Origin of the sequence: Planctomonas sp. JC2975, from assembly GCF_012985205.1 — a bacterium.
Lineage (GTDB): Bacteria > Actinomycetota > Actinomycetes > Actinomycetales > Microbacteriaceae > Humibacter.
The window spans coordinates 2,390,771-2,413,275 of record NZ_JABEKS010000001.1; the positions used below are offsets into that span (position 1 = coordinate 2,390,771).

The 22,505-nt window shown below is 67.1% G+C and carries 21 protein-coding genes; 9 read left to right on the plus strand and 12 right to left on the minus strand.

The window, feature by feature from the left end; all coding sequences use genetic code 11:
• The first annotated feature begins 112 nt into the window (after positions 1-112).
• The gene (argG, locus tag HII28_RS10830; protein WP_170025407.1) at positions 113-1,540 is read left to right on the plus strand and encodes an argininosuccinate synthase; all 1,428 of its coding nucleotides are present in this window, start codon (positions 113-115) and stop codon (positions 1,538-1,540) included.
• Between the two features lie 85 nt (positions 1,541-1,625).
• On the opposite strand, the gene HII28_RS10835 is transcribed toward argG, so the two are convergent.
• The 9 genes from HII28_RS10835 to HII28_RS10875 form a co-directional block, all read right to left on the minus strand.
• On the minus strand, positions 1,626-2,015 hold the full coding sequence (locus tag HII28_RS10835; protein WP_170025408.1) for a PLD nuclease N-terminal domain-containing protein: 390 nt from the start codon (positions 2,013-2,015) through the stop codon (positions 1,626-1,628).
• Positions 2,016-2,128: 113 nt separating this feature from the next.
• On the minus strand, positions 2,129-3,349 hold the full coding sequence (locus HII28_RS10840) for a glycoside hydrolase family 3 N-terminal domain-containing protein (RefSeq protein ID WP_205864624.1): 1,221 nt from the start codon (positions 3,347-3,349) through the stop codon (positions 2,129-2,131).
• A gap of 128 nt (positions 3,350-3,477) precedes the next feature.
• Positions 3,478-4,479 (minus strand): type I glyceraldehyde-3-phosphate dehydrogenase, encoded by a 1,002-nt coding sequence (gene gap, locus HII28_RS10845; RefSeq protein WP_170025409.1) that lies wholly within the window; start codon positions 4,477-4,479, stop codon positions 3,478-3,480.
• A 249-nt stretch (positions 4,480-4,728) separates the two neighbouring features.
• A complete protein-coding gene (locus tag HII28_RS10850; protein WP_170025410.1) occupies positions 4,729-5,718 on the minus strand; it encodes a helix-turn-helix domain-containing protein in 990 nt (329 codons plus the stop codon).
• 106 nt (positions 5,719-5,824) lie between these two features.
• Positions 5,825-6,301, minus strand: coding sequence for a hypothetical protein (locus tag HII28_RS10855; protein WP_170025411.1), 477 nt, complete (start codon positions 6,299-6,301; stop codon positions 5,825-5,827).
• 86 nt (positions 6,302-6,387) lie between these two features.
• Entirely contained in the window at positions 6,388-7,188 is an 801-nt protein-coding gene (locus HII28_RS10860) for a cupin domain-containing protein (RefSeq protein ID WP_170025412.1), read from the minus strand.
• Positions 7,185-8,144, minus strand: a complete 960-nt coding sequence (locus tag HII28_RS10865) for an endo-1,4-beta-xylanase (RefSeq protein WP_170025413.1) — start codon at positions 8,142-8,144, stop codon at positions 7,185-7,187. The genes HII28_RS10860 and HII28_RS10865 overlap by 4 nt, the downstream gene beginning before the upstream one ends.
• Positions 8,141-9,316 (minus strand): Gfo/Idh/MocA family oxidoreductase, encoded by a 1,176-nt coding sequence (locus HII28_RS10870; RefSeq protein WP_170025414.1) that lies wholly within the window; start codon positions 9,314-9,316, stop codon positions 8,141-8,143. Before HII28_RS10870 ends, HII28_RS10865 begins: the two co-directional genes overlap by 4 nt.
• Positions 9,316-10,368, minus strand: coding sequence for a PmoA family protein (locus tag HII28_RS10875; RefSeq protein ID WP_170025415.1), 1,053 nt, complete (start codon positions 10,366-10,368; stop codon positions 9,316-9,318). Before HII28_RS10875 ends, HII28_RS10870 begins: the two co-directional genes overlap by 1 nt.
• Before the next feature lie 216 nt (positions 10,369-10,584).
• On the opposite strand from HII28_RS10875, the gene HII28_RS10880 reads away from it, so the two are divergent.
• From HII28_RS10880 to HII28_RS10910, 7 genes are all read left to right on the plus strand, one after another.
• The gene (locus HII28_RS10880; RefSeq protein WP_170025416.1) at positions 10,585-11,601 is read left to right on the plus strand and encodes a LacI family DNA-binding transcriptional regulator; all 1,017 of its coding nucleotides are present in this window, start codon (positions 10,585-10,587) and stop codon (positions 11,599-11,601) included.
• A gap of 402 nt (positions 11,602-12,003) precedes the next feature.
• A complete protein-coding gene (locus tag HII28_RS10885) occupies positions 12,004-12,966 on the plus strand; it encodes an ABC transporter permease subunit (RefSeq protein ID WP_170025417.1) in 963 nt (320 codons plus the stop codon).
• 128 nt (positions 12,967-13,094) lie between these two features.
• A complete protein-coding gene (locus tag HII28_RS10890; RefSeq protein ID WP_346769328.1) occupies positions 13,095-13,919 on the plus strand; it encodes a carbohydrate ABC transporter permease in 825 nt (274 codons plus the stop codon).
• A gap of 124 nt (positions 13,920-14,043) precedes the next feature.
• The gene (locus tag HII28_RS10895; protein ID WP_170025418.1) at positions 14,044-15,726 is read left to right on the plus strand and encodes an extracellular solute-binding protein; all 1,683 of its coding nucleotides are present in this window, start codon (positions 14,044-14,046) and stop codon (positions 15,724-15,726) included.
• A 3-nt stretch (positions 15,727-15,729) separates the two neighbouring features.
• Positions 15,730-16,434, plus strand: coding sequence for a DUF624 domain-containing protein (locus tag HII28_RS10900; protein WP_170025419.1), 705 nt, complete (start codon positions 15,730-15,732; stop codon positions 16,432-16,434).
• 175 nt (positions 16,435-16,609) lie between these two features.
• Entirely contained in the window at positions 16,610-18,685 is a 2,076-nt protein-coding gene (locus tag HII28_RS10905) for a beta-galactosidase (protein WP_205864625.1), read from the plus strand.
• Between the two features lie 89 nt (positions 18,686-18,774).
• On the plus strand, positions 18,775-19,368 hold the full coding sequence (locus HII28_RS10910; protein WP_205864626.1) for a TIGR00645 family protein: 594 nt from the start codon (positions 18,775-18,777) through the stop codon (positions 19,366-19,368).
• 23 nt (positions 19,369-19,391) lie between these two features.
• Here HII28_RS10910 and HII28_RS10915 read toward each other — a convergent pair whose 3' ends face one another.
• Both HII28_RS10915 and HII28_RS10920 read right to left on the minus strand, forming a co-directional pair.
• Complete coding sequence (locus HII28_RS10915; RefSeq protein ID WP_170025420.1) at positions 19,392-19,799, minus strand: VOC family protein; 408 nt, start codon at positions 19,797-19,799, stop codon at positions 19,392-19,394.
• Positions 19,800-19,971: 172 nt separating this feature from the next.
• On the minus strand, positions 19,972-20,589 hold the full coding sequence (locus tag HII28_RS10920; RefSeq protein ID WP_170025421.1) for a hypothetical protein: 618 nt from the start codon (positions 20,587-20,589) through the stop codon (positions 19,972-19,974).
• Positions 20,590-20,984: 395 nt separating this feature from the next.
• On the opposite strand from HII28_RS10920, the gene HII28_RS10925 reads away from it, so the two are divergent.
• Entirely contained in the window at positions 20,985-21,497 is a 513-nt protein-coding gene (locus tag HII28_RS10925) for a GNAT family N-acetyltransferase (RefSeq protein WP_170025422.1), read from the plus strand.
• A gap of 51 nt (positions 21,498-21,548) precedes the next feature.
• Here HII28_RS10925 and HII28_RS10930 read toward each other — a convergent pair whose 3' ends face one another.
• Complete coding sequence (locus HII28_RS10930) at positions 21,549-22,409, minus strand: fructosamine kinase family protein (RefSeq protein ID WP_170025423.1); 861 nt, start codon at positions 22,407-22,409, stop codon at positions 21,549-21,551.
• Positions 22,410-22,505: the final 96 nt, after the last annotated feature.

The window sequence follows — 22,505 nt, forward strand, 5'->3', positions numbered from 1 at the left end:
GAGCCAGCGCAGCCGGCTCGGCGCTGGGGTCGCGGTGAAGGCCCACCGGGCCTTCACTCCAAGCTCCACCGCGCGTTCTTCCCAACCCTCAATCGCCCATAGTCTTTAACGCATGTCCAAAGTGCTCGCATCTCTTCCCGTCGGCGAACGTGTCGGCATCGCCTTCTCCGGGGGACTCGATACCTCCGTTGCGGTGGCATGGATGCGCGAGAAGGGTGCCGTGCCCTGCACCTACACGGCCGACCTGGGTCAGCCGGACGAGCCCGATGTGGATGTCATCCCTGGCCGTGCTGCGCAGTACGGAGCCGAGCTCTCCAGGCTCGTCGACTGCAAGCTTCCGCTCGTCGAGGAGGGGCTGGTGGCGCTGCAGTGCGGTGCCTTCCACATCCGCTCCGGTGGCAAGACGTACTTCAACACGACGCCCCTCGGACGTGCAGTGACGGGCACGCTGCTCGTGCGCGCCATGCTCGAGGACGGCGTGGAGATCTGGGGCGACGGATCCACCTACAAGGGCAACGACATCGAGCGGTTCTACCGCTACGGCCTGATGGCCAACCCGCGTCTTCGCATCTACAAGCCGTGGCTGGACCGCGACTTCGTCTCCGAGCTCGGCGGACGCAAGGAGATGAGCGAGTGGCTGCAGGCGCGCGACCTGCCGTACCGTGCATCCGTGGAGAAGGCGTACTCGACCGACGCGAACATCTGGGGCGCCACCCACGAGGCGAAGCTGCTCGAGCAGCTCGACACCCCGATGACCATCGTCGAGCCCATCATGGGCGTGCCGTTCTGGCGGGATGACGTGCAGATCGCATCCGAGGATGTCACCGTTCGCTTCGAGCAGGGACGTCCCGTCGCCATCAACGGAGTCGAGTACGACGACCCGGTGGCACTCGTGCTGGAGGCGAATGCCATCGGCGGCCGCCACGGCCTCGGCATGAGCGACCAGATCGAGAACCGGATCATCGAGGCGAAGAGCCGCGGCATCTACGAGGCACCGGCCATGGCGCTGCTGCACATCACGTACGAGCGCCTGCTGAACGCGATCCACAACGAAGACACCGTCGCGAATTACCACAACGAGGGCCGTCGGCTCGGGCGTCTGATGTACGAAGGACGCTGGTTCGACCCGCAGTCGCTCATGCTGCGGGAGAGCATCCAGCGCTGGGTCGGATCCGCCATCACCGGCGAGGTCACGCTGCGCCTGCGCCGCGGCGACGACTACTCGATCCTCAACACGCAGGGCCCTGCGCTCAGCTACCACCCCGACAAGCTCTCCATGGAGCGCGTCGGCGATGCCGCATTCGAGCCGGAGGACCGCATCGGCCAGCTGACCATGCGCAACCTGGACATCGCAGACTCGCGCGCGCGCCTCGAGCAGTACTCGGCGGCCGGCGTGATCGGCGGAGCGACCGCGCAGCTGGTCGGCAGGCTGGACACCGGCGACGCCGCGGAGATCGCGGCCGGCCTGCCGGAGACCACCGAGCAGGTCGAACTGGATGCCGCGAACGAGGGCGCCGCGTTCGACCTCGGCGCCGACTGACCCGTCCGCATCCGCGGGTCGCGCCCGCCCAACCGCTGCTCCGCGCCGAGGGGTGACCCCAGCGACTTGCTGCGCGGACGAGCGGTCAGCTCGCGGAGTCGCCCGGCTTGCGCTGTTCCAGCGCAGCCCTACGGCGGTGGTCTTCCTCGATCTCGCGCTCCAGATCCGCGAGCTGCTCCTCCGTCGACCGGCCGTCACGGGACGGCACGGGGTGCACCGTCACGTGCGCTGTGCCCATCGGCATGCGTCCGGGTGCGAAGCTCGCGGTGCGGCGGGGCATCCGGATGGGGCGCGATGTCGACTCGTAGGAACGCCCCAGCGCGAACCAGAGCACGGAGCCGATGAGCGGCAAGAAGATGATGAGGAGCACCCACGCCACCTTGGGCAGGAACTTGATGCGGCTGTCATCCAGCCGGATCACGTCGATGAGCGCGACCAGCAACAGGATCAGAAAGGCGATGGACAGCCAGGGCATGGGATCACCCTAGGGATGCGGACGCCGCACGTCGAGCGCCGGCGTGCCGACGCGGCACCGCGCCGGGTGCTGTGCGCATCCGGCGCGGTGCTGGAGCGCACCGATCACGAGACTCAGAACAGTCCAGCTCGGAGGGACTGCACCCTGGCGAGTGCCTGCTTGTAGTGCCCTGGGTTGAGCGTCTTGTCCTGGAGGGCGGCCGTCATCGCGTCGAGCGCATCCGTGCCCTGCTGCATGTCGCGTGAAGAGCACAACAGCACATCCATCCCGGCCTGCGCGGCCAGCAGGGACCGCTGGCCCGTGTCTCCGAACGCATCGATCGCACCGGCTTCGAGCGCATCCGTGATGGTGACCCCCGTGAAGCCGAGCCGACCGCGCAACTCGTTCTGCACGATCGTGGTCGACAGGCCGGCGGGGTAGACGGCATCCAGCGCAGGATACGTCGCCCACGACGTCATCACGAGTTGCACTCCCGCAGCGATCGCCGGCACGAACGCGGACTCGTCGACGCTGCGCAGTTCGTCAAGGGACTGGGTCAGCGTGACCGGTCCCAGGTCGGTGTTCTGGGCCTGCGTGGCCGCACCGAGGCCGGGGAAATGCTTGGCCGTCGCCGCCACTCCGGCGCCCTGCTGGGCCGTCACCATCTCGGCGCCGAGGCGTCCGGCGATGACCGGATCCGAGCTGTACGACCGCCCGAACTGGTCGTCGAAGTTCCCGGGCACGCGGAACACGTCGAGCACAGGAGCGAGGTTCAGGTTCATGCCCGCGCTGCGGAGGGACGCAGCTGCGCCTGCCCCGGCCGCTGTGGCCGCGGCATCCGGGTCGGGCTGCAGACCGATCTGCTTCTCGGAGAGGATCGGCTCCATGCCCTTGAGCCGACGGACGATGCCGCCCTCCTGGTCGGTCATGAGGAGGAGCGGCTCCTTGATCGGCGAGGCCGCCTGCGCTGCGCGAAGCTGAGCGACGACGCCAGCGATCTGGGCGAGGTTGAGGATGTTCTCCCCGAAGAAGATCACGCCGCCCACTTCTCCGGCCGTGATGCCGTCGAGGAGCGACTGCGGCGGGGTGGGGCCAGGGTACGAGAAGATCACGCGCTGGCCGGCCTGCTGGCGTGGTGTCAGTTTCGCCCACCATGGCGGTGCCGCCATGGACGGTGCAGCGCCCGCTGCGATGCCTGCCCCAGCGAGCGCGACGCCGGCCACTGCACCCACGCCCGCTGCAAGCACGGTACGTCTGGACATTTCGCGACCGCGAGCCGAGCGGACGAACGATCCGCCGTGGAGTCCGGACGCGGCTGCGGCCGATCGGTCGGATTCGGATGATGCGGAAATCATGCTCACTCCTTACTGCGCCGCAACGCTGCGGGCACGTTCTCGACCTTGGCCCTGCCCCCGGATGGGTGTCAAGGGCTTCTGGTAATCATCTTCATGGCCGGATACATCCATGGAGATGGTTTTTGCGCTCAGGCGGCGAGGAGTCCCAGGGTGTCGATCACGCGGTTGGAGAAGCCCCACTCGTTGTCGTACCAGGACGCCACCTTCACATGACGGCCGCGGACCATCGTCAGACCGGCGTCGAAGATGGACGACGCCGGGTTGCCGGTGATGTCGGTGGAGACGAGCGGGTCGGTCGAGTGCTCCAAGATGCCTGCGAGAGGCCCGTCCGCCGCCGCCCGGTACGCCTCGTTCACCGATTCGACCGTCACCTCGCGTTCGACAGTCACATTGAGCTCGACCAGGGATCCCACGGGGACGGGGACGCGCACCGAGTATCCGTCGAGGCGACCGTCCAGTCGGGGCAGAACCTTGCCGATCGCCTTGGCCGCACCGGTCGTCGTCGGCGCGATGTTCAGCGCCGCCGCGCGTGCGCGACGCGGGTCTCGGTGCGGGCCATCCTGCAGATTCTGCTCCTGCGTGTAGGCGTGGATCGTGGTCATGAAGCCACCCTCGATCCCGGCGAAGTCGTCCAGTACCGCGGCGAGCGGTGCGAGCGCGTTCGTCGTGCACGACGCGTTCGAGACGATGCGGTGCGCGGCGGGGTCGTACGCCTGCTCGTTGACCCCGTACGCGAGCGTCACGTCGGCGTCGGGCGAAGGGGCGCTGATCAGCACTCGGCGGGCACCGGCATCCAGGTGAGCAGCGGATGCCCCGCCTGAGGTGAGCCTGCCAGTCGCCTCGAGCACGACCGAGACTCCGAGCTCGCGCCAGGGCAGCTTGGCCGGATCGCGCTCAGCAGTGACCGCGATCGGCCTGCCATCCACGATGATGCTGTTCTCGCCGACCTCGACCGTGCCGGGGAAGCGTCCGAGCGTGCTGTCGAACCTGAGCAGCTGCGCGAGCGACGCCGGGTCGGTGAGGTCGTTGACGGCGACGATCTCGAACTCCGGATGCCGCTCAAAGGCCGCCCGGAACACGTTGCGGCCGATGCGACCGAATCCGTTGATGGCGACGCGTGCTGTGGACATGATGACGTTCCTCTCGTGGTGCCCGCGTTCCTGGCTCGGCTTCGTGTCAGCGGATGGATCCGAACGGGACGCCATCAAGCCTCTGCGGACGGACGCAGACCCACGATCGGCAGGAAAGACGCAGACCGAAGCTTTTCGGCCATGAGCTCCCGGCGGGCCGGCTCGCCCTCTTAGCGCCCCCTCGCCCCTGCGCAGCGTGCAGTAACCGGGCGGCCCGGCGGTAAGACGCGAATCGAAGGGCGAGTGCCCTCACACCGCGAGGGAGAGTTCCTCCGGCTCCTGGGCCGGGAATGGGGCGCGATCCGCGAAGGTCTTGCGATACGCGCTCGGCGAGGTCCCGAGGATCCGCTTGAAGTGGTCGCGAAGGTTCGTGGCGGTGCCGAGCCCGGTCTGCGCGGCGATCTGGTCGACGCCGAGATCCGTCGCCTCCAGCAGTTCCCTGGCCAGATCCACTCGGGCGCGGAGCAGCCACTGCAGCGGGGTGTACCCGGTGTCGTCGATGAACCGTCTGGAGAACGTTCGCGATGAGACGTTCGCGTGGCGTGCGAGATCCGTCACCGTGATCGGCTCGGTCAGGCGCTGGAGCGCCCACTCCCTCGTGCGGGCGAAGACCTCACCGCGCGGCTCGGGCAACGTGCGCGGCACGAACTGCGCCTGCCCACCGCTGCGATACGGCGCGGCGACGATCGCCCTGGCGACCCGGTTCGACGCGTGCACCCCGAAGTCGCGGCGCACGATGTGCAGGCACAGGTCGATTCCGGATGCCACACCCGCCGAGGTCAGGATGTCGCCGTCATCCACGAAGAGAACGTTGCGGTTGAGCCGCACCAGCGGATACGCCTGCTCGAACATGGCGGCCCGGTGCCAGTGCGTAGTGGCGGTGCGTCCGTCGAGCAGGCCGGCGGCGGCGAGCGCGAAGGCCCCGGTGCAGATGGAGACGATGCGGGAGCCCCGGGCGTGGGCATCCCGAAGCGCTGTCAGGATGCTCTGATCCCAGTCCCTCAGCTGGTCGTTGAATCCGGGCACGACGACGGTACCCGCCGTGGTGAGCGCCTCGAGGCCGTGATCGACGCCGATGCGGATGCCGGCATCCGTCTCCACATCTCCCGCGTGCCGCCCGCACACGACGCGCTCGTACGGCACGCCGTCCCGCGGCTTGAACACCTGGATCGGGATGGCGACGTCCATCGGCACTGCTCCCGGAAGAACGAGGATGGCGACGCGATGCGGATCGAGCATGATGACCCCCTTGGCAGCAATCCTACGCACATGATCTTTTCCGCCATGAGGCAAGCGGGCGCGCGGACACGGGCCTCGGGTGAAGTGCTCGTCGAGCGGCTTGTCGTCAGGACGCCGTCGGCGACGCCGTGCTGACTCCCACAGTCCCGAACGGGAAGGGGGAGATCCACGTGCCGGGGTTCGGCCAGCCCTCCAGCGGCAGAGCGAAGAACCAGGTGTCGGCGATCACGATCGCACCGATGGCCATCAGCACGACGACGAGGGATGCGCGCCGGAACATCCGCGAAGCCGCCTCCTCGTCCGCGGCCCTGGTCAGCACTCGGTGCACCGCGAAGAAGAAGGCTGCCGCGATCACCGCGTAGAAGAACGGATTCGGATGCAGCGAGAGGTTCACCACGGTGGCTGGCGAGGCGGATCCTTCGGAATCGGTGACGCCGCCGCGCGACGCGGTCGTGAGGGCCGAGTACCCGAGCGCGCTGAACAGGCAGACGATGAGCAAGCGCCGTGCTCCGATGAGGACCGACCTGCTCGGAAGCTCCGACCCGACGGCAGGTGCCTTCGGGGTCCGCGCAGTGATCGGCATGGTCTGCTCCAAGGGTGAGGTGCTCCCACCCTGGCAGAGACTGTCGTCGCGGGGAACAGTCTCCTCGATCGCCGGCGGCAGCCGTGTCAGTGCGCCCCGACGCCCCACACGGTGAGGCGTCCGCACATCCCCCAGCGCTCTGCGCCGTCGGGATGCACCGAGCGGATGCCGCTGAGCCCCAGCTGCCCTGGGTCGGCTGCGGCCAGCGACGCGAGTTGGCGTGCCGTGGCATCCAGGCCGGATCCGGGTCCCGCCGCGACGATCTCTCCCCACGAAGCGACCTTGGGGGCGACGAGCGCGGCCGCCGCGGAGTAGAGGTCGCGGAGCACGGCGTCGAGGTCGTGCTCTGCACGGTCGCGCAACTGCGCGAATCCCTCGAGCGCGAGGTCGCGGCGCGCCCGCGCTGCCGCTGCCATCGTCTCCTGGTCGCCGAGCGCGGGCAGCGTCGCGTGCTCGCGGTACCGCGCAGGGTCGCGCAGCACCTCGAGCGGGAACGTGAGCACCGCATCCCCTGCCTCGGGAAGGCCGGCGTTGGACATCAACGTGAGGATGTCCAGTGCTCCGTCCGCGTTGACCAGCCGGTGAACCGTCCCCGGCGTGAACCAGACGACCGCGCCCGGCTCGAGCGGGGTGCGCTGCAGTCCTTGGGAGCTGAGCGTCTCGACGAGGCCGCTGCCGGCGAGCACGACGTATCCCTCTGTGGAGGCCGTGTGCAGGTGCGGAGATCCGCCGCGCAGCCCGTCGGATGCCTTCCAGTCGTAGACGCGCAGGCGCGAGATCCCGATCCCGCCCGGCAGGCCTCTGGACAGGGCGGCCGCCGCCTCGGCGGCCCCCCGTGCCGGTGGCTCCGCAGGATTCCCGGATACCGCGCCCGACGCATCCGTCATCGCAGCACCGGCTCCTTCGCGTACGACGGACCGACCGTATCCGAGAAGACCGCCTCGAACGCGGGCTTCGGTCGCAGCGCTTCGTCGAACACGTGCGCGGCGCCGAAGCCGGCGAAGGTCTCAGGAATCCACGAGTGCGCGTCGCTGAGACCCCAGAGCACGAACGAAGTGCACGCGGGGACCGCCCGAGCTGCCTCGATCATCGTCCGATAGTCGGCCGCCTGGGCCGCCAGCTGCACGTCGGACGCATGCTCGACCTCGGTCACGGGCATCCGCACGTCCACCTCGGTGAGCGCCACCTCCAGCCCGAGGTCGGCGAAACGCTGCAGGTTCTCGCGCATCGAGGTCGGCGGATCGCCGACGATGCGGTGCCCCTGGATTCCGAACCCGTGCAGGGGAACACCGTTGGCGAGCAGCTGCTTCGCCAGCTCGTAGTACGCATCGCTCTTCGGGCAGAGGTCTTCGACGTTGTAGTCGTTGAGGAACAGTCGTGCCGAGGGATCCGCCTCATGCGCCCAGCGGAATGCATCGGCGATGTAGTCGATGCCCATCGCCTCGAACCACGGAGACTCGCGCGGCTGCGCGTCGTCGTCCAGCGCCTCGTTGACCACGTCCCACTGCTCGATGCGGCCTCGGTAACGCCCGACAACGGTGTCGATGTGGTCGCGCAGGATGCCTGCCCGCTCCTCGGCGGGTGCGTCGGCGACCCACTCGGAGAGCTGGCTGTGCCAGGCAAGCGTGTGACCTCGAACCGCCTTGCCTTCAGCCTCGGCGAACTCCATGATGCGATCCGCATTCGCGAAGTCGTACGTGTCGCGGTCAGGGCGCAGCAGCAGGAACTTCATCGCGTTCTCGGCTGTCACCACAGTGAAGAGCCGCGCGATCGCATCGCGGTAGGCGGGATCGTCGAGGGCGAACGCGTCGACGGCGCAGCCGATGCGGAGCGTGTCGGTCATGCCACCACCTCGGCGGCTCCAGCCGGCTCGACCTGGGCATCGCTCAGGGAGGGTGCGCCGCCCCACGGCGCACCCGACCCTTCCATGCTTCGGTAGAACGGCGAGGATGCGTCGATCGATCCGGCATCGATGCGGCTTCCCGTGAACGCGGACGCATAGATGCCCGCGATCAGCTCGAGCGTTCCGCGCGCCTGGTGCAGCGTCACGGGCAACGGAGCGTTCTGTTCGACGGCATCCAGAATGGCTTCGAACTGGGCGAAGTGCCCGCTTCCGGATCCGGAAGGACCCTTGGCCCAGGCGTCGGCGACGGCGTCCTCGTACCCTGGGGCCGCGGTGACGGTCCACGAGGCGTCCGAGTAGCCGTAGAGGTGCTCCAGCTCGACCGTCGCGTACTCGAAGTCGAACCGCAGATAGCTGGTCTCCTTCGGAGAGAGCAGGCTGTTCACCACGCTGACCACTGCACCATTGTCGAGCGTGACGATCGCGTGGGTGAGGTCTTCGGTGATGACCGGCCGAGCCTGGCGCGCGGCGACGGCGACGACTTGCGACCAGGACCCCAGCACCGAGAGCATGGTGTCCATCTGGTGGATGCCGTGGCCCATGGTCGGACCGCCGCCCTCGATGTCCCACTTGCCCCGCCACGGCACATCGAAGTAGGAGTCAGGGCGGTACCAGAGCGTGTTGCACACGGCGGTCATCGGACGTCCGAGCGCGCCATCGGCCACGCGGTCGCGCAGCCAGAGCGCCCTGGACCCGAACCTGTGCTGCGACACCGTGGCGAACTGGGCGCCTCCCGCCTGCTCCGCCTCTGCGATCTCGTCGAGCTCAGCGAGCGAGAGCGCAGGCGGCTTCTCGCTGAGCACGTGGATGCCACGCCGCAGCACCGCGATCGCCTGCTCCTTGTGCAGACCGGGAGGGGAGCAGAGGTGCACGATGTCGAGCTCGACGGAGTCGAGCAGCTCTTCCAGGTCGGTCGTGCCGACGGGCACATCCCACGCGGACTGGAAGTCCTGCACGCGCTCGGCGTCGATGTCGCACGCCCCGACGATGCGGGCGCGACCTTCGAGACGGCGCACATTGTCGGCGTGCACGCGGGCGATGCCACCCGTGCCGACGATGCCGATGCGGAACGGATTCTCCGCGGTGAAGCGTGGTGTGGTCGATTCGGACATCAGCGCACCTCCTCCAGTGCCACAGGGATCAGCTCGATGACATCGGCGACGGCATCGCGCGACGCCGCACGCTGCGCGAAGCCGGCCGCGATCTCGGTCGCCGCGGCGGCGGCATCCGCCAGCGCGGCCATGCGGTCGGCATCGGACGCGCCATCGGCGATCACGACGGCGTGACGCAGCTCGATCGTCTCCGCGGCGTCGACGACCCGCACGCGGTCGAAGAACGGGGCCGGGTTGATGCATGCGAACGGCTCGGAGCGCACGAACCACTTCGTGTCGAAGTCCTGCCGAGGGGTCTGGTCGACGAACACCACGGTGGAGGAATCGTCGACGGCGTCGTGGCGTCCGCTGAATCCGGTCCAGGGGCCGCAGGTGCCGCGCACCTCTTCGCCCGTCGTTCCATCGGAGCCGATCAGCTCACCGCCGGTGAACGAACGCGGTCCACGCCAGAACAGCCCGCCGTATCCGGCGTTGTCGCGGCCCTCGGTGGTCGGCGATCCCATCTCGATGGGCGCCCCCGACACGTTCGTGAGCCGTGTGCTCCAACCCAGGACCCATGCGTCGAGCTCCGGCAGAAGCGACACCGTGAGGGTCCGCTGCTCGCTGAACACCGTCTCCCCGATGCCGCCCACCACCGACGGCTCGCGACGCCAGGTCAGCTCGTGCGCGAAAGCGGCGAGTCCCGCATCGTCGCCCGACCCGACGGCGATGGCGGTGACCCGGTCGTGGTCCTGCGAACCGTTGTTCTTCAGATCCGAGTAGCCGCCGACGGCACGTGAATAGGTGGCGCCTCCCCAGAAGTTGTCGCGGCCGACATTCGGCAGCGCCATCGTGACGCCCTTGTGCCACACGTGGTCCCACGGCCGGAAGACCGTGACGAGGCGACCGCTCGGTGTCCGCACCGGATGCACGTACGGACGGGGCGATTCGAACTGCGCCTCGGCCGGAGTGTAGACATACTCGAGCAATTCGGTTCCCGCGGCTGAGGTCGCGCGAACGGCGCGATCCACATCGTGTTCGAGGCGGAGACTCGGAGGGGCTGATGCGCTCATGGTGCGGTGGTCCTTTGCGGAATCGTCGTTGATCGGTGCAGGAAGCGACGGTGAAGCCGCAACTTTTTCGATAGATTATCGGAAACGCAGCCTAGGTGCGGTCGCGGACTCCGTCAAGAACGGCGCTGTCGCACACCGGCTCGAAGGAATTCGCGCCACTCCCGACAGTTACGCTGTGCGCAGGGGTGGCGCATGGCGTCAGAAGGAGCGTCGTCAGTGACAGAGTCGAGGGGCACGTTGGCCGACGTCGCCGCAGAGGCGGGCGTTTCGGTGCCGACGGTTTCGAAAGTGCTCAACGGCAAGTCCGACGTCGCGGCGGCAACCCGCGCCAAGGTCTACGAGGCGATCGAGACCACCGGATACCTGAGCAGGCGCGGGGCGCTGCGCGACACCAGCGGTGTGCTCGAGCTCCTCATCGAGGGCGCGGACTCGCCGTGGGCGCTCGAGATCATCCGCGGCGCAGAGGCGGCGTCCGCATCCCGCGAGTCAGCGCTGGTCATCACGAGTTCGGTGCACGAGTCGTTCTCGCTCGACCGCTGGATCGACGCCCTGCGCACCAGGCGATCGGCCGGGGCGGTCATCGCTCTGCCGAGCGCCGGTCCCGAGCTCGTGAAGGCGCTGCAGGCGCTGCGCATCCCCATCGTGCTGGTGGATACCGCCGGACGCGACGCCGGAGACTTCCCAACGGTTGGCGCAACGAACTGGTCGGGCGGATTCGACGCCACCAACCGCCTGATCGAGCTGGGCCACCGCGACATCGGGCTCATCGCCGGCCCGAGCGGCCTGACGAACGCGGTCGAACGCCAGGAGGGCTACGCCGCTGCGCTGCGCAGGGCCGGCATCCCGTATCGCCCGGAACTGGTCACGGAGGGCGAGTTCAGACAGACCGGCGGATACGCGGCGGGCGGCATCCTGCTGGACGGCGAAGTGCGGCCCACCGCCATCTTCGCCAGCTCGGACCAGCAGGCAGCCGGCCTGTACGAGGCGGCGCGGGAGCGGGACATCCGCATACCCAGCGAGCTCAGCGTGATCGGATTCGACGACACGGTGCTGAGCAAGCACCTCTCGCCGACCCTCACCACCATCCACCAGCCGCTCAACGAAATGGCGGCGGAGGCCGTGCGCCTGGTCAGCGAGCTGGGGGCGGACCCGAAGCGCCGCGGCGCCAAGCGCATCGAGCTCACGACGTACCTCGTCGAGCGCCGAAGCGCCATCCAGCTCGAGAAGGACTAGCGCCGGCACACGTCCTGGCTGCATCCTCGCGTACCTGCGCGTTCCGACGAGGTATGGAGGCCGCGGCGCGGCGCCCGGATTCGGCGGTCGCGCCGGCACTCCCCGCGTGATCCCGGCTACCTGGCCCGATCACGACGACGTTCCGCCGACCGCGCTCGCGGGCACCACGCGGGACTCCTTCGCCGCGCCCCAGTTCAGGGGATGACGCGCGCCCACTGAGCTCCACACCCGTGCGAACGGGCCGGTAAGCGCTTCCCGGTTGACACGATCGCGAGAGTCGATTACGTTCACTTTTCGATAGTTGATCGAAACGAGTTTCGTAATCGATCGGACCCGAAACCACAGCGCGGTGGTCGACCGAGCGTCAACCCCCCGCGCGAGTTCCGAGAAAGGACCTCGCCGATGACCTCGACCCTGGTCAGGCCGGAGCGCACGGCGCCCAGCCGTGACGACCGGGCACGGCCCGCGCGCCGACGGCGCCCCTGGTGGCGCAACTGGCAGCTGTACTCGCTGCTGGTACTGCCGGTGGCCTACTTCGTGCTGTTCCGGTACATCCCGATGGCGGGCAACATCATCGCCTTCCGCCAGTACGTTCCCGGCGGCAACATCTTCGGCGACAGCTGGATCGGATTCCAGAACTTCCAGTTGTTCCTCGCCGACCCGTCGTTCTGGCAGGTCTTCTCGAACACGGCCATCCTCGGCGGTCTCGCGCTGGTCTTCGGCTTCCCGGTGCCGATCATCCTCGCGCTGCTGCTCAACGAGGTGCGCAACCGCGGCTTCAAGCGCTTCGTGCAGACCACGACGTACCTGCCGCACTTCCTCTCCGTGGTGATCGTGGCGGGCATGATCCTGCAGATCACCTCGCTGACCGGCTCCATCAACTTCGTGCTCAAGGCGATGGGCCTGCAGGCCGTCTCGTTCATCCAGGATCCCGCCTGGTTCCCCGCCATCTACGTGGGCAGCGAGATCTGGCAGACCATGGGCTGGGGCACGATCCTCTATCTCGCAGCGCTCACGCAGATCGACGAGAACCTCTACGAGGCGGCTCGACTCGACGGCGCGAACCGCTGGCAGCAGACCTGGCACGTGACGTTGCCCGGCATCGCCCCCACGATCGTGACCCTGCTCATCCTCAACATCGGCACGTTCATGGGCGTCGGGTTCGAGAAGATCCTGCTCATCTACAACCCGGCGACGTATGCCACGGCCGATGTGATCTCGACGTACCTGTACCGGGTCGGCATCCAGTCCGGCAGCTTCAGCTATGCAGCCGCGATCGGCATGTTCGAGGCCGTCATCGGTCTCGTGCTCGTGCTGTCGGCCAACTTCGTCTCCAAGCGTCTGGTGGGAGCAAGCCTGTGGTGATCAACACCGAATCCGCTACCGCTCTCGTGGCGGCCGAGGAGCGCTCCCAGAAAGTCGTCGGCAAGCGCCGCCACGGCGCACTCGCCCGCAGTCGCGGCGAGAAGGTCTTCGGCTGGTTCAACGTCGTCATCCTGCTGCTCGCCGTGGCCGTGACCCTGTATCCGTTCCTCAACGTGGTCGCCCAGTCACTCTCGAGCGAGAAGTACATCGACTTCGGGCAGGTGACCGTCTGGCCGCTCGGGTTCAACGTCGACACGTACAAGCTGGTGGCATCCGATCCGCTGTTCTGGATCAACTACCGCAACACGGTCGTGTACACGGTGGTCTCCACCGCCGTGTCGATGCTGCTGTCGACGATGTTCGCCTACGCCATCTCGCGCAAGGACCTGAAGGGGCGCGGATTCTTCATCGGCATGGCGCTGGTGACGATGTTGTACAGCGGCGGCCTCATCCCGACGTATGTGCTCGTCAACGGGCTCGGCCTCACCAACACCATCTGGGCGATCGCGCTGCCGAACGCGATCAGCGTCTTCAACGTGCTGGTGATGAAGTCGTTCTTCGAGAACCTGCCGAAGGAGCTCGAGGAGGCCGCGGCCATCGACGGTCTCAGCACCTACGGAACGCTGTGGCGGATCGTGCTCCCGCTCTCCAAGCCCGTGCTCGCCACGATGGTGCTCTTCTACGCGGTGGCGAGCTGGAACTCGTGGTTCCCGGCCTTCCTGTACATGGACAACTCGAACCTGTACCCGGTCACCGTGTACCTGCGGAACCTCATCGCCGGTGCCACGGGAGCCCAGGATGCCGGCGCCTCGGCGGACGCGAACCTCACGCAGATCACGGCGAACATCAAGGCCGTGACCATGGTGCTCACCGTGCTGCCGATCCTCTTCATCTATCCGTTCATCCAGCGGTACTTCGTGTCCGGCGTGATGCTCGGCTCCGTCAAGGGCTGAGAACGCCAGGCATCCGTCATCCGCACTCCCACCCGTCACCCGATACCAACCGCCCCATCGCGCACCATCCCAACCACCAAGCACCACCCCAACCAAGAACCCTCATCACTGGAGGCCTGAAGAAATGACACTGAAAGTCACCCGCCGCGAAGCGCTCGGAATGGGCCTGGCGAGCATCGCCGTCGGCCTGCTCGCCGGCTGCAGCACGACGGCGACCAACGCAACACCGATCGTCACCGGCAAGGTGACCGGCATGATGAAGACCTACGCAGCAGGCAAGCAGTTCAAGGCGACGAAGCCGCTCGATGTCACCATGCTGTTCCAGGACAACCCGGCGTACCCGTACAAGTCGTCGTGGGAGATCTTCAAGCAGATCAAGCACCTCACCAACGTGACACTCGACCCGACCGTCGTGCCGTTCGCGAACTTCACCGACAAGCGCTCGGTGCTGATCAACTCCGGCAAGGCACCCGACATCATCGCGAAGACCTACCCGGGCCAGGAGGCGCCGTTCGTCGGCGGTGGCGCGATTCTCCCCGTCAGCGACTACGTGAAGTACATGCCCAACTTCACCAAGAAGGTGCAGGACTGGAATCTCGACGCCGACTTGTCGACCATCAAGCAGTCCGACGGCAAGTACTATGTGCTGCCCGGTCTGCACCAGACGCTCAGCCCGGACTACACCCTGCAGTTCCGCGACGACGAGCTCGACAAGCTCGGCCTGAAGAAGCCGACCACGTGGTCCGAGGTCAAGTCGGTGCTGCAGGAGCTGAAGAAGGCGCATCCGGATGTCTACCCCTACAGCGACCGCTGGGGTGGCGCCAGCGCCATGAACTTCGCCGCCGCCACCTACGGAACGATGGCCGGCTACGACGCCGTGACGAGCTCCAACTGGGGCCTGAACAACGGCCTCATCTTCGACTGGAACAAGGGCACCTACTCCTACACGCCGATCGACGACAACTACAAGGCTCTTGTCGCGTACTTCGCCGGTCTGGTCAAGGCCGGGCTGATGGATCCGGAGACGTTCACCCAGACCGACGACCACGCAACGGCGAAGTTCACGACCGGTCAGTCGTACATGATCACCACGAACGCCCAGTACGTGCAGCTGGACCGCACCGCCATGGACAAGAACCTGGGTGCCGGCAAGTACCAGATCTCCAAGGCGCCGATTCCCGGCGGCCCGAAGGGCAAGATGCTCGCCGGCAGTCGCCTCGAGAACGGCATCATGATCTCGAGCGCGGCCGCCAAGCGCGAGGACTTCGAGGCGTTCCTGCAGTTCGTCGACTGGCAGTGGTACTCCGATGCCGCCCAGGTGATGGTCAAGTGGGGCATCAAGAACGAGACCTACACGTACAAGGACGGCAAGTACGCGCCGGCCGAAGGCTGGAAGCTCGCCGCCTACGGCTTCGGCGACCCGAGCGCGCCGAAGGACATCCGTATCGACGACGGCTTCAGCGGCGGTAACTTCATGTACGGCGGCACGACCGCGATCGTGCAGTCCACGATGCCCGCCGAGGAACTCGCCTGGCAGAAGACGCTGGCGGAGTACAAGATCGCCAAGCCGTCGCCCGCCGTCCCGTACACGACGGTCGAAGCCCAGCAGGCCGCGCTGAAGCAGACCGCCATCATCGACTCGACGAATACCTGGACGCTCAACTTCATGCTCGGCAAGAAGTCACTCACGTCCGACTGGAACGACTACGTGAACGAGCTGAAGGGCAAGGGCCTGCAGTCGTACATCGACGGCGCGAACAAGGCCTACCACGACGCGAACACGAAGAAGAAGTCGACGAAGGACTGATCCATGGCGAAACAGGCGACGAGGGAGATCACTAACGGTCCGCTGTACCGGGCGTCCGCCGGAATCTACGGCGTGCTCGGTCCGACCGTGTGCTTCCTCGTCGCCTGTTTCCCGTTCGCGGTGGTGACCGTGCTCGTTCCGAGCCCGGTCGCCATCGCCGTGGCGGGCATCCTGATCGGTCCGGCGTGGACCGCCTTGCTGTACGCGGCACGGATCGTCAGCACGGACCGCGAACGCGGACCGATGGCGTCGTACTGGCGGGGCTATCGCCTTGGCTGGCGCCAGGCGCTCGCCGTCTGGACGCCGTACTGGATTCTGCTCGTCGTCGCGGCCTCGGACATCACGTCCACCGCGACTCCGCTCGCGCTGCGCTGGATCGTCGGCGTCATCGCCGCCGTCTCCCTGCTCTGGATCAGCGCCGTGCTCCTGATCATCAGCCGCTACGCTTTCCGCCTCCGCGACGTGCTGCGACTCGGCCTCTATCTGCTCTTCGCCGCCGTACGCAGCACGCTCACCAACGCCGCACTGCTCGTGGTCGCCGCGGCCGTCATCTACTTCGCCTCCGAGTTCGTGCTGGGGCTCCTCTCGGGAGTCTTCGCCCTTTTCGCGGTGATCGGCGCACGCGGACTGTTCGCGCTGGTCGACTCGCGGTTCACCACCGAAGCGGTGGTCGAGGAGAGCACCGGTCGAACCCCCGCCGCTGATTGAACTCGCCGAACCAGGGTCGTCACCTGGTTCCGCTCCCCAGCACCAACGGCCGTCACGCCGCTACACGACCGGCCAGAACCAGGAGCCGGAAGCCCGAGGCTCAACCGGCCGTGTGGGCAGCGAGCTCGACCCGGAAACCCGCTCGCCCGAACCAACGGAAAGACAGGACACGTACATGCCCCGCCCCGACAACCCCCGTCCCGCCGGCATTCCACTGGCATCGAGCGCGGAGCGCATGGAGGCGCTACGCACCCGACTCGGCGGGTTCGCGTTCGGAGGCGACTACAACCCCGAGCAATGGGACCGCGCCGTCTGGCGCGAGGATGTCGAACTCATGCGCCGAGCCGGCGTGAACATCGTGACGCTCGGCGTCTTCGCGTGGGCATCACTCGAGCCGGAACCGGGCGTGTTCACGTTCGAGTGGATGGATGAGGTCATGGACCTGCTCCACTCCGCCGGCATCGCCGTCGACCTCGCGACGCCGACCATGGCTCCGCCGGCGTGGCTGTCCCAGAAATGGCCGGAGACTCTGCCCGTGATGGCGGACGGCGAGACCTTCGGGTTCGGCAACCGGCTCCACTACGATCCGTCGTCGCCGGTGTACCGGGAGCGCGCGGCGATCATCACGCGCGCGCTCGCGGAACGCTACTCGCGGCATCCGGCACTGGCGATGTGGCACATCAGCAACGAGTACGGTCCGACCGCCTACAACGCGGAGAGCTCTGTCTCGTTCCGCGCCTGGCTGCAGCGCGAGTACGGCTCGCTCGGCGCGCTCAACGACGCCTGGTACACGCGATTCTGGAGCCAGACGTACACGGACTGGGCACAAGTGGACGTGCCGGCTGTTCCCCGGTCGTGGATGAATCCGGCCAGGCAGCTCGACTTCAAGCGCTTCGTCTCCGACGCGCTCCTGGAGTGCTTCGTCGCCGAACGCGACATCGTGCGCGAATACCGCGACGACCTCCCTGTGGTCACGAACTTCATGCGGTTCTACCGCAACGCCGACTACTGGAAGTGGGCGCGCGAGGAAGACGCCGTCGCGCTCGACATCTACCCGAACCCCGGCGAGGAGGATTCCTGGGTCTCCGCCGCGCTCAACTTCGATCTGATGCGCTCACTCAAGGGCGCGCCGTGGGTGCTCATGGAGCAGGCGGCGAGCGCGGTGTCGCAGTGGAAGGTGAACAACGTCAAGCGACCGGGGATGATGCGCGCCGGCTCGTACCAGGCCATCGCGCACGGATCCGACACCGTTCTGTACTTCCAATGGCGCGCCAGTCGCGGCGGGCACGAGCGCTTCCACTCGGCGATGCTTCCGCACTCCGGCACGGCGTCCCGCACCTGGGTCGAGGTGGAGGCGTTCGGCAACGAGCTGCCGCTGATCAAGGATGCGCTGGGGGCGACATCCCGCTCCGACATCGCCGTGCTGTTCGACTGGGATGCCTGGTGGGCGCTCACGGAGACGCACGGGCTGCCGCGCAACGAGTTCGACTATCCGCAGCTCGTCACGGATCATTACCGACCACTGCTCGAGGCGCACCACGGCGTCGACCTCGTGTCGTTCGACTCGGATCTCTCCGGCTACCGCATGCTCGTCATCCCGAACGCCTACCTCATCACGGACCGCTTCATCGCGGAGCTCACCCGCTTCGTCGAGGGCGGTGGCGTCGTCGTGTGCTCGTTCTTCTCCGGTGTCGTCGATGAGGTCAACCAGGTGCGTCAGCCAGCGTATCCCGGCGGTCTGCGCGGCCTGATCGGCGGCTACGTCGACGAGTACTGGCCCGCTCGCGATGCCGAGACGTTCGGGGTGCGCTTCGACGACGACGGTGGGTCGGAATCCACCGCCGACTGGTGGCAGGACAGTCTGCACGCCGAATCGGCGAGCGTGCGTGCGGTGTACACGTCCGGTCTGCTGGACGGACGTGCGGCCGTGCTCGAGAACGCCGTCGGCGACGGGCACGTGGTGTACCTCGGGACTCGGCTCGAGCCCGCAGCACTGGCACGCGTGCTGACGGGCGAAGCGGAGAGGGCGGGCATCCGCTCGCTGGTTCCAGATGCCCCGGCTCACGTCGAGGCGACACTTCGCGAGTCGGCCGGCGCGCGGTTCCTCTTCCTTGTGAATCATTCGGAGACGGATGCCGCGACCGTCGCCCTGCCCTTCGCCGGGCGCGACCTGCTGGCCGGCACGGACGTGGAGGACGCGCTCACGCTCGCACCGCTCGGCGTTGCCGTCGTACGCGCACAGCACAGCTGAGACCGGTCCTCGCCTCCAACCTGAGCGATCTCTCAGGTTGGCTCTCATAAGCTCTCGACTCCACGGCCGCACCCGACCACGGAGCATCGATGAGTCTCGAACCCCCTCCCGCCCGAGCACCCTGGTACGAAATGGTCGAGCATGCGGGGGAGCGTTTCCTTTTCGCGAGCCGTTGGCTGCTGGCTCCGCTCTATGTGGGACTCGTCGTCGCGCTGGTCGCGATCGCCATCAAGTTCTTCCAGGAGCTGTGGCATCTCACGACCCACATCATCGATTCGACGGGAGACGACATCGTGCTGAGCGTGCTCGCGCTCCTCGATCTCGGCCTTCTCGCCAACCTGGTGCTCATCGTGATCTTCGCCGGATACGAGAACTTCGTGTCCAAGATCGCCGCAGCCCGCAAGTCGGAGGACCGGCCGCACTGGATGGGCCACGTGGATTTCTCCGGCCTGAAGATGAAACTCATCGGATCGATCGTGGCGATCTCCGCGATCGGACTGCTGGCCGACTTCACGGGCCTCACCAAGAAGGATCACATCGACACGAATGAGTTGATGTGGCGCGTGGTGCTGCACCTGACGTTCGTCGTCTCCGGCCTGCTCTTCGCAGTCATGGACTGGGTGGGCGAGCGGCGCATGCTCCTCACGAAGCAGACGCACGGACATGCCGACGAGAGCGAGTAGCTGCGACTCTTCGATAGCGGGGCTCAACGAGACGAATCGGATGCGCCGACCCCGGTTTCCGCCGGCGGCTGATGCTCGATGAGACCGACGAGATTGCCCTCGGAGTCGCGGAGGAGCGCGTGCCACTCGACGGTGCCCGGTGGACCGGCCGCGGCATCCACTCTCGCGAAGAACACGTGCGGCTCTCTGACGATCACCGCTCCCTGCGCCCGTAGCCGCTCGGTCGTGGCATGGATGTCGCGCGCCTTCACGTAGAACAGCGATGTGGAAGGGGCGTTCCGGTCGAGCACGAGGCGCACCCCCTCGAGCTGGAAGTAGACGGGCCCTTCCGCCGCGACCCGGTACACCGGCGCTGTGCCGGTGAACGATTCGTAGAACGCCGTCGCTCTGGCGAGGTCGTCGACGTGCAGCAGAATCTGACCGATCTCCATATCGCTCTCCTCGTTGCGCTCAGTATGTCGTCGTGCCCGGAGCGCGGGTTTCGACATGCGACCCGTGATCGGTCGATGCGCCTGTCGGTACGTTGCGAGCCGAGATCGCGCGGCCGTGACTGACTCGTGTTGAACGCGGAGATCGCTCTGCCAGCATGTCGGGCATTCGACGTTACGGGACGTCCACGCCCAGGATGATGTCGGGAGACCCACCTGCTTCGAGTGTGATCGGCTGGGGTCGCACGATCGGTGTGCCGTCGAGGGATTCGGCCACAACGAAGTACTTACCCGCGTCGACGGTGCACGAGAAGGTTCCGTCGGCTGCGGTTCGGACCTCGCGGACAGGTGTTCCCGATACGGCCTGTTCGCCATCACTGCGTCGGTAGATGGCGACGATGCCCACGGCAGGTCGTGGCGTCGGCTGTGTTCCATCCGCGGCGACGGGTCCGCCGAATTGCAGGATCGATCCGCTGATCGTTCCTGGTTCGTGGCCCGGGATGAGTTGTTCCAGTTCGGGGACGAGATTGCTTCGGGCGATGGAGGGACGGACCAGGCCGCCGTTGCTGGCTGTTTCGCATCCGCTCGTCCAGTAGCGCACGCGGATGTGCTGAGTGGAGTCCCAGTAGTAAACGTCCAGGTGCGAGGCGTCATCCATCGGGCAATTGACGACGCCGAGGTTCGGCAGTTGTGCTGCCGCATTCGTGTCTGCCGCCAGCCGCGCTGCCTTGGCCCCGGCCAGCCTCGCGGTACCGGAGAGACGCCCGGCCGGGGACTCAGCGGAACCGTTCATCCCGTTGTACCGGCACAACAAGGCGTGCACTGGGCTGAACGGAACCAACCTCAGCTGTGACTCCGGAAGCCCTGAGTAGCCGGGCGCCTCCGGCGGCTCACCGGGACAGGTCGAGGGAACCGGAGCCGCCCGAGATGCGATAGACGCGTTAGTGATCAGACCGCCGGCAACGACAACGGCCAGAACGCACACCACTGTCAACCATGGCCCGCGCCGCATAATCGCAGGCTAACGACGCACATCATCGATGGCGGTCACGATCACACAACAAGACTGCGTCGAGTCGTCGTCCGCCGTTCCCGCACTTCTTGTCCAAAGGAGAGTTTCGCGGCCATCCGTCACGGAACTGGCCGTGTTCCGGAGGCCGCACGCACGGTGGGAGCAGAATCGGTCGGGTGGATTCGGCAGTGAGCATTCGGGATGCGCAGCAGGACGACTGGCCCGCCATTTGGCGGATCATCCGGGAGGTCGCTGCCGCCCAGGGGACGTTCGCGATGGATGCCGCGCCCGAGGAGCACAGCGCACGTTCCGACTGGATGACCAGGGCGCCGGGGCGCGTCGTGGTGGCGGTGGCGGACGACGTCGTCGTGGGCACCGCGAACATGTACGCGAACCGTCGGAACCAGGGATCCCACGTCGCATCCGGTTCGTTCATGGTGGCAACGGCGTCGCGCGGTCGAGGAGCCGGCCGCGCACTCGTGCGGGACATGATCCACTGGGCCGAGGAGCGGGGCTTCGCCGGCATCCAGTTCAACGCCGTCGTGCGGACGAACGTCTCGGCGATCCGGCTCTACACCTCAGAGGGCTTCCGCATCATCGGCTCCGCCCCTGGCGCCTTCGAGCATCCTGAGCACGGTCGCGTCGATCTGCTCATCATGTGGCGGGACCTCGAATCATCCGTGAGCTAGCGCGTCAGCGGGCCACTCGGTGGCGACGGCACGCTCCGCCAGGCGCCCGCCTCATGCGTACACCCGGATGAGCTCGCAGATCGTAGGGACGATGCTCGGGATCGGGATGCCGGAGGCCAGCATCGCGAGCAGCTGTCGGAGGTTCAGGATGCGTGCATGCTCACGCCAGTCGCCGTGCAGCGGGCGCACCTCGGCGTACGCGTCGAAGAAGCACTCGGGAACGCCCCCTGAGCAGAGCATGTGCGCGACGTCGATCTCGGCCCACGTGTAGCTCACGGCGGGATCGAGGAACGCCGGTTGTCCCGTGCTGTCGGCGATCACGTTGTTGCGCCACATGTCCCCATGGGTGAGGCAGGCGCCCGTGTCGGGGACCAACTCGGGAAGTCGCGCGCACATCCGCTCGATGCCGCTGCGGTCGGCAGCGTCGAGTGCGGCTTCGACCCGCGGTTCGCCGAGATAGCGCAGTACGCGATTCTCGGCGAAGAAGCGATGCCCGTCCGAGGTCCACGGGTTGCGCTGCGGGAGGAGGCCGAGCCAGCCATCGCGCTCCCATCCGAAGAGGTCGTGCGACGTGGAGCTGTGCATGCGGGCGGCGTGGTGGCCCGCGCTGCGCCAGAATTCGTCAGTCTGCGGCAGCTCCAGATCGAGCGCCTCAAGCACGATCGATCGCGGACCGACCGCGATCACCCGCGGTGTCCTGAGACCGCCGAGTTCGGCGAGCACCTCCAGGCCCTCGGCTTCCGCGGCGAACAGCTCGGCACTGTCGCGCGATGACGCCTTGACGACGACCTGCTGACCGTCGTCGAGGTCGCACAGCCAGACCGGGCTCGCGAACCCTCCCGTGAGGGAGCGCCGTCGCCGTACGGTTCGGTCTCCGGGCACGAAGTCGGGAGACCACTCGACCTCGGGCACTCGCACTCCTCTCCGCTATTTGTTGCAGAACACTACAAAAGCTCGAACACCGGGTCAAGGCTTGGCGGCGGCCTGGGCGGCTGACACGCCCTAGGC

Excerpts from the sequence above, each read along its gene's own strand:
- argG (WP_170025407.1), top strand. The coding sequence starts at position 113 with ATGTCCAAAGTGCTCGCATCTCTTCCCGTCGGCGAACGTGTCGGCATC.
- HII28_RS10835 (WP_170025408.1), bottom strand. The coding sequence starts at position 2,015 with ATGCCCTGGCTGTCCATCGCCTTTCTGATCCTGTTGCTGGTCGCGCTC.
- HII28_RS10840 (WP_205864624.1), bottom strand. The coding sequence starts at position 3,349 with ATGATTTCCGCATCATCCGAATCCGACCGATCGGCCGCAGCCGCGTCC.
- gap (WP_170025409.1), bottom strand. The coding sequence starts at position 4,479 with ATGTCCACAGCACGCGTCGCCATCAACGGATTCGGTCGCATCGGCCGC.
- HII28_RS10850 (WP_170025410.1), bottom strand. The coding sequence starts at position 5,718 with ATGCTCGATCCGCATCGCGTCGCCATCCTCGTTCTTCCGGGAGCAGTG.
- HII28_RS10855 (WP_170025411.1), bottom strand. The coding sequence starts at position 6,301 with ATGCCGATCACTGCGCGGACCCCGAAGGCACCTGCCGTCGGGTCGGAG.
- HII28_RS10860 (WP_170025412.1), bottom strand. The coding sequence starts at position 7,188 with ATGACGGATGCGTCGGGCGCGGTATCCGGGAATCCTGCGGAGCCACCG.
- HII28_RS10865 (WP_170025413.1), bottom strand. The coding sequence starts at position 8,144 with ATGACCGACACGCTCCGCATCGGCTGCGCCGTCGACGCGTTCGCCCTC.
- HII28_RS10870 (WP_170025414.1), bottom strand. The coding sequence starts at position 9,316 with ATGTCCGAATCGACCACACCACGCTTCACCGCGGAGAATCCGTTCCGC.
- HII28_RS10875 (WP_170025415.1), bottom strand. The coding sequence starts at position 10,368 with ATGAGCGCATCAGCCCCTCCGAGTCTCCGCCTCGAACACGATGTGGAT.
- HII28_RS10885 (WP_170025417.1), top strand. The coding sequence starts at position 12,004 with ATGACCTCGACCCTGGTCAGGCCGGAGCGCACGGCGCCCAGCCGTGAC.
- HII28_RS10895 (WP_170025418.1), top strand. The coding sequence starts at position 14,044 with ATGACACTGAAAGTCACCCGCCGCGAAGCGCTCGGAATGGGCCTGGCG.
- HII28_RS10900 (WP_170025419.1), top strand. The coding sequence starts at position 15,730 with ATGGCGAAACAGGCGACGAGGGAGATCACTAACGGTCCGCTGTACCGG.
- HII28_RS10905 (WP_205864625.1), top strand. The coding sequence starts at position 16,610 with ATGCCCCGCCCCGACAACCCCCGTCCCGCCGGCATTCCACTGGCATCG.
- HII28_RS10910 (WP_205864626.1), top strand. The coding sequence starts at position 18,775 with ATGAGTCTCGAACCCCCTCCCGCCCGAGCACCCTGGTACGAAATGGTC.
- HII28_RS10915 (WP_170025420.1), bottom strand. The coding sequence starts at position 19,799 with ATGGAGATCGGTCAGATTCTGCTGCACGTCGACGACCTCGCCAGAGCG.
- HII28_RS10920 (WP_170025421.1), bottom strand. The coding sequence starts at position 20,589 with ATGAACGGTTCCGCTGAGTCCCCGGCCGGGCGTCTCTCCGGTACCGCG.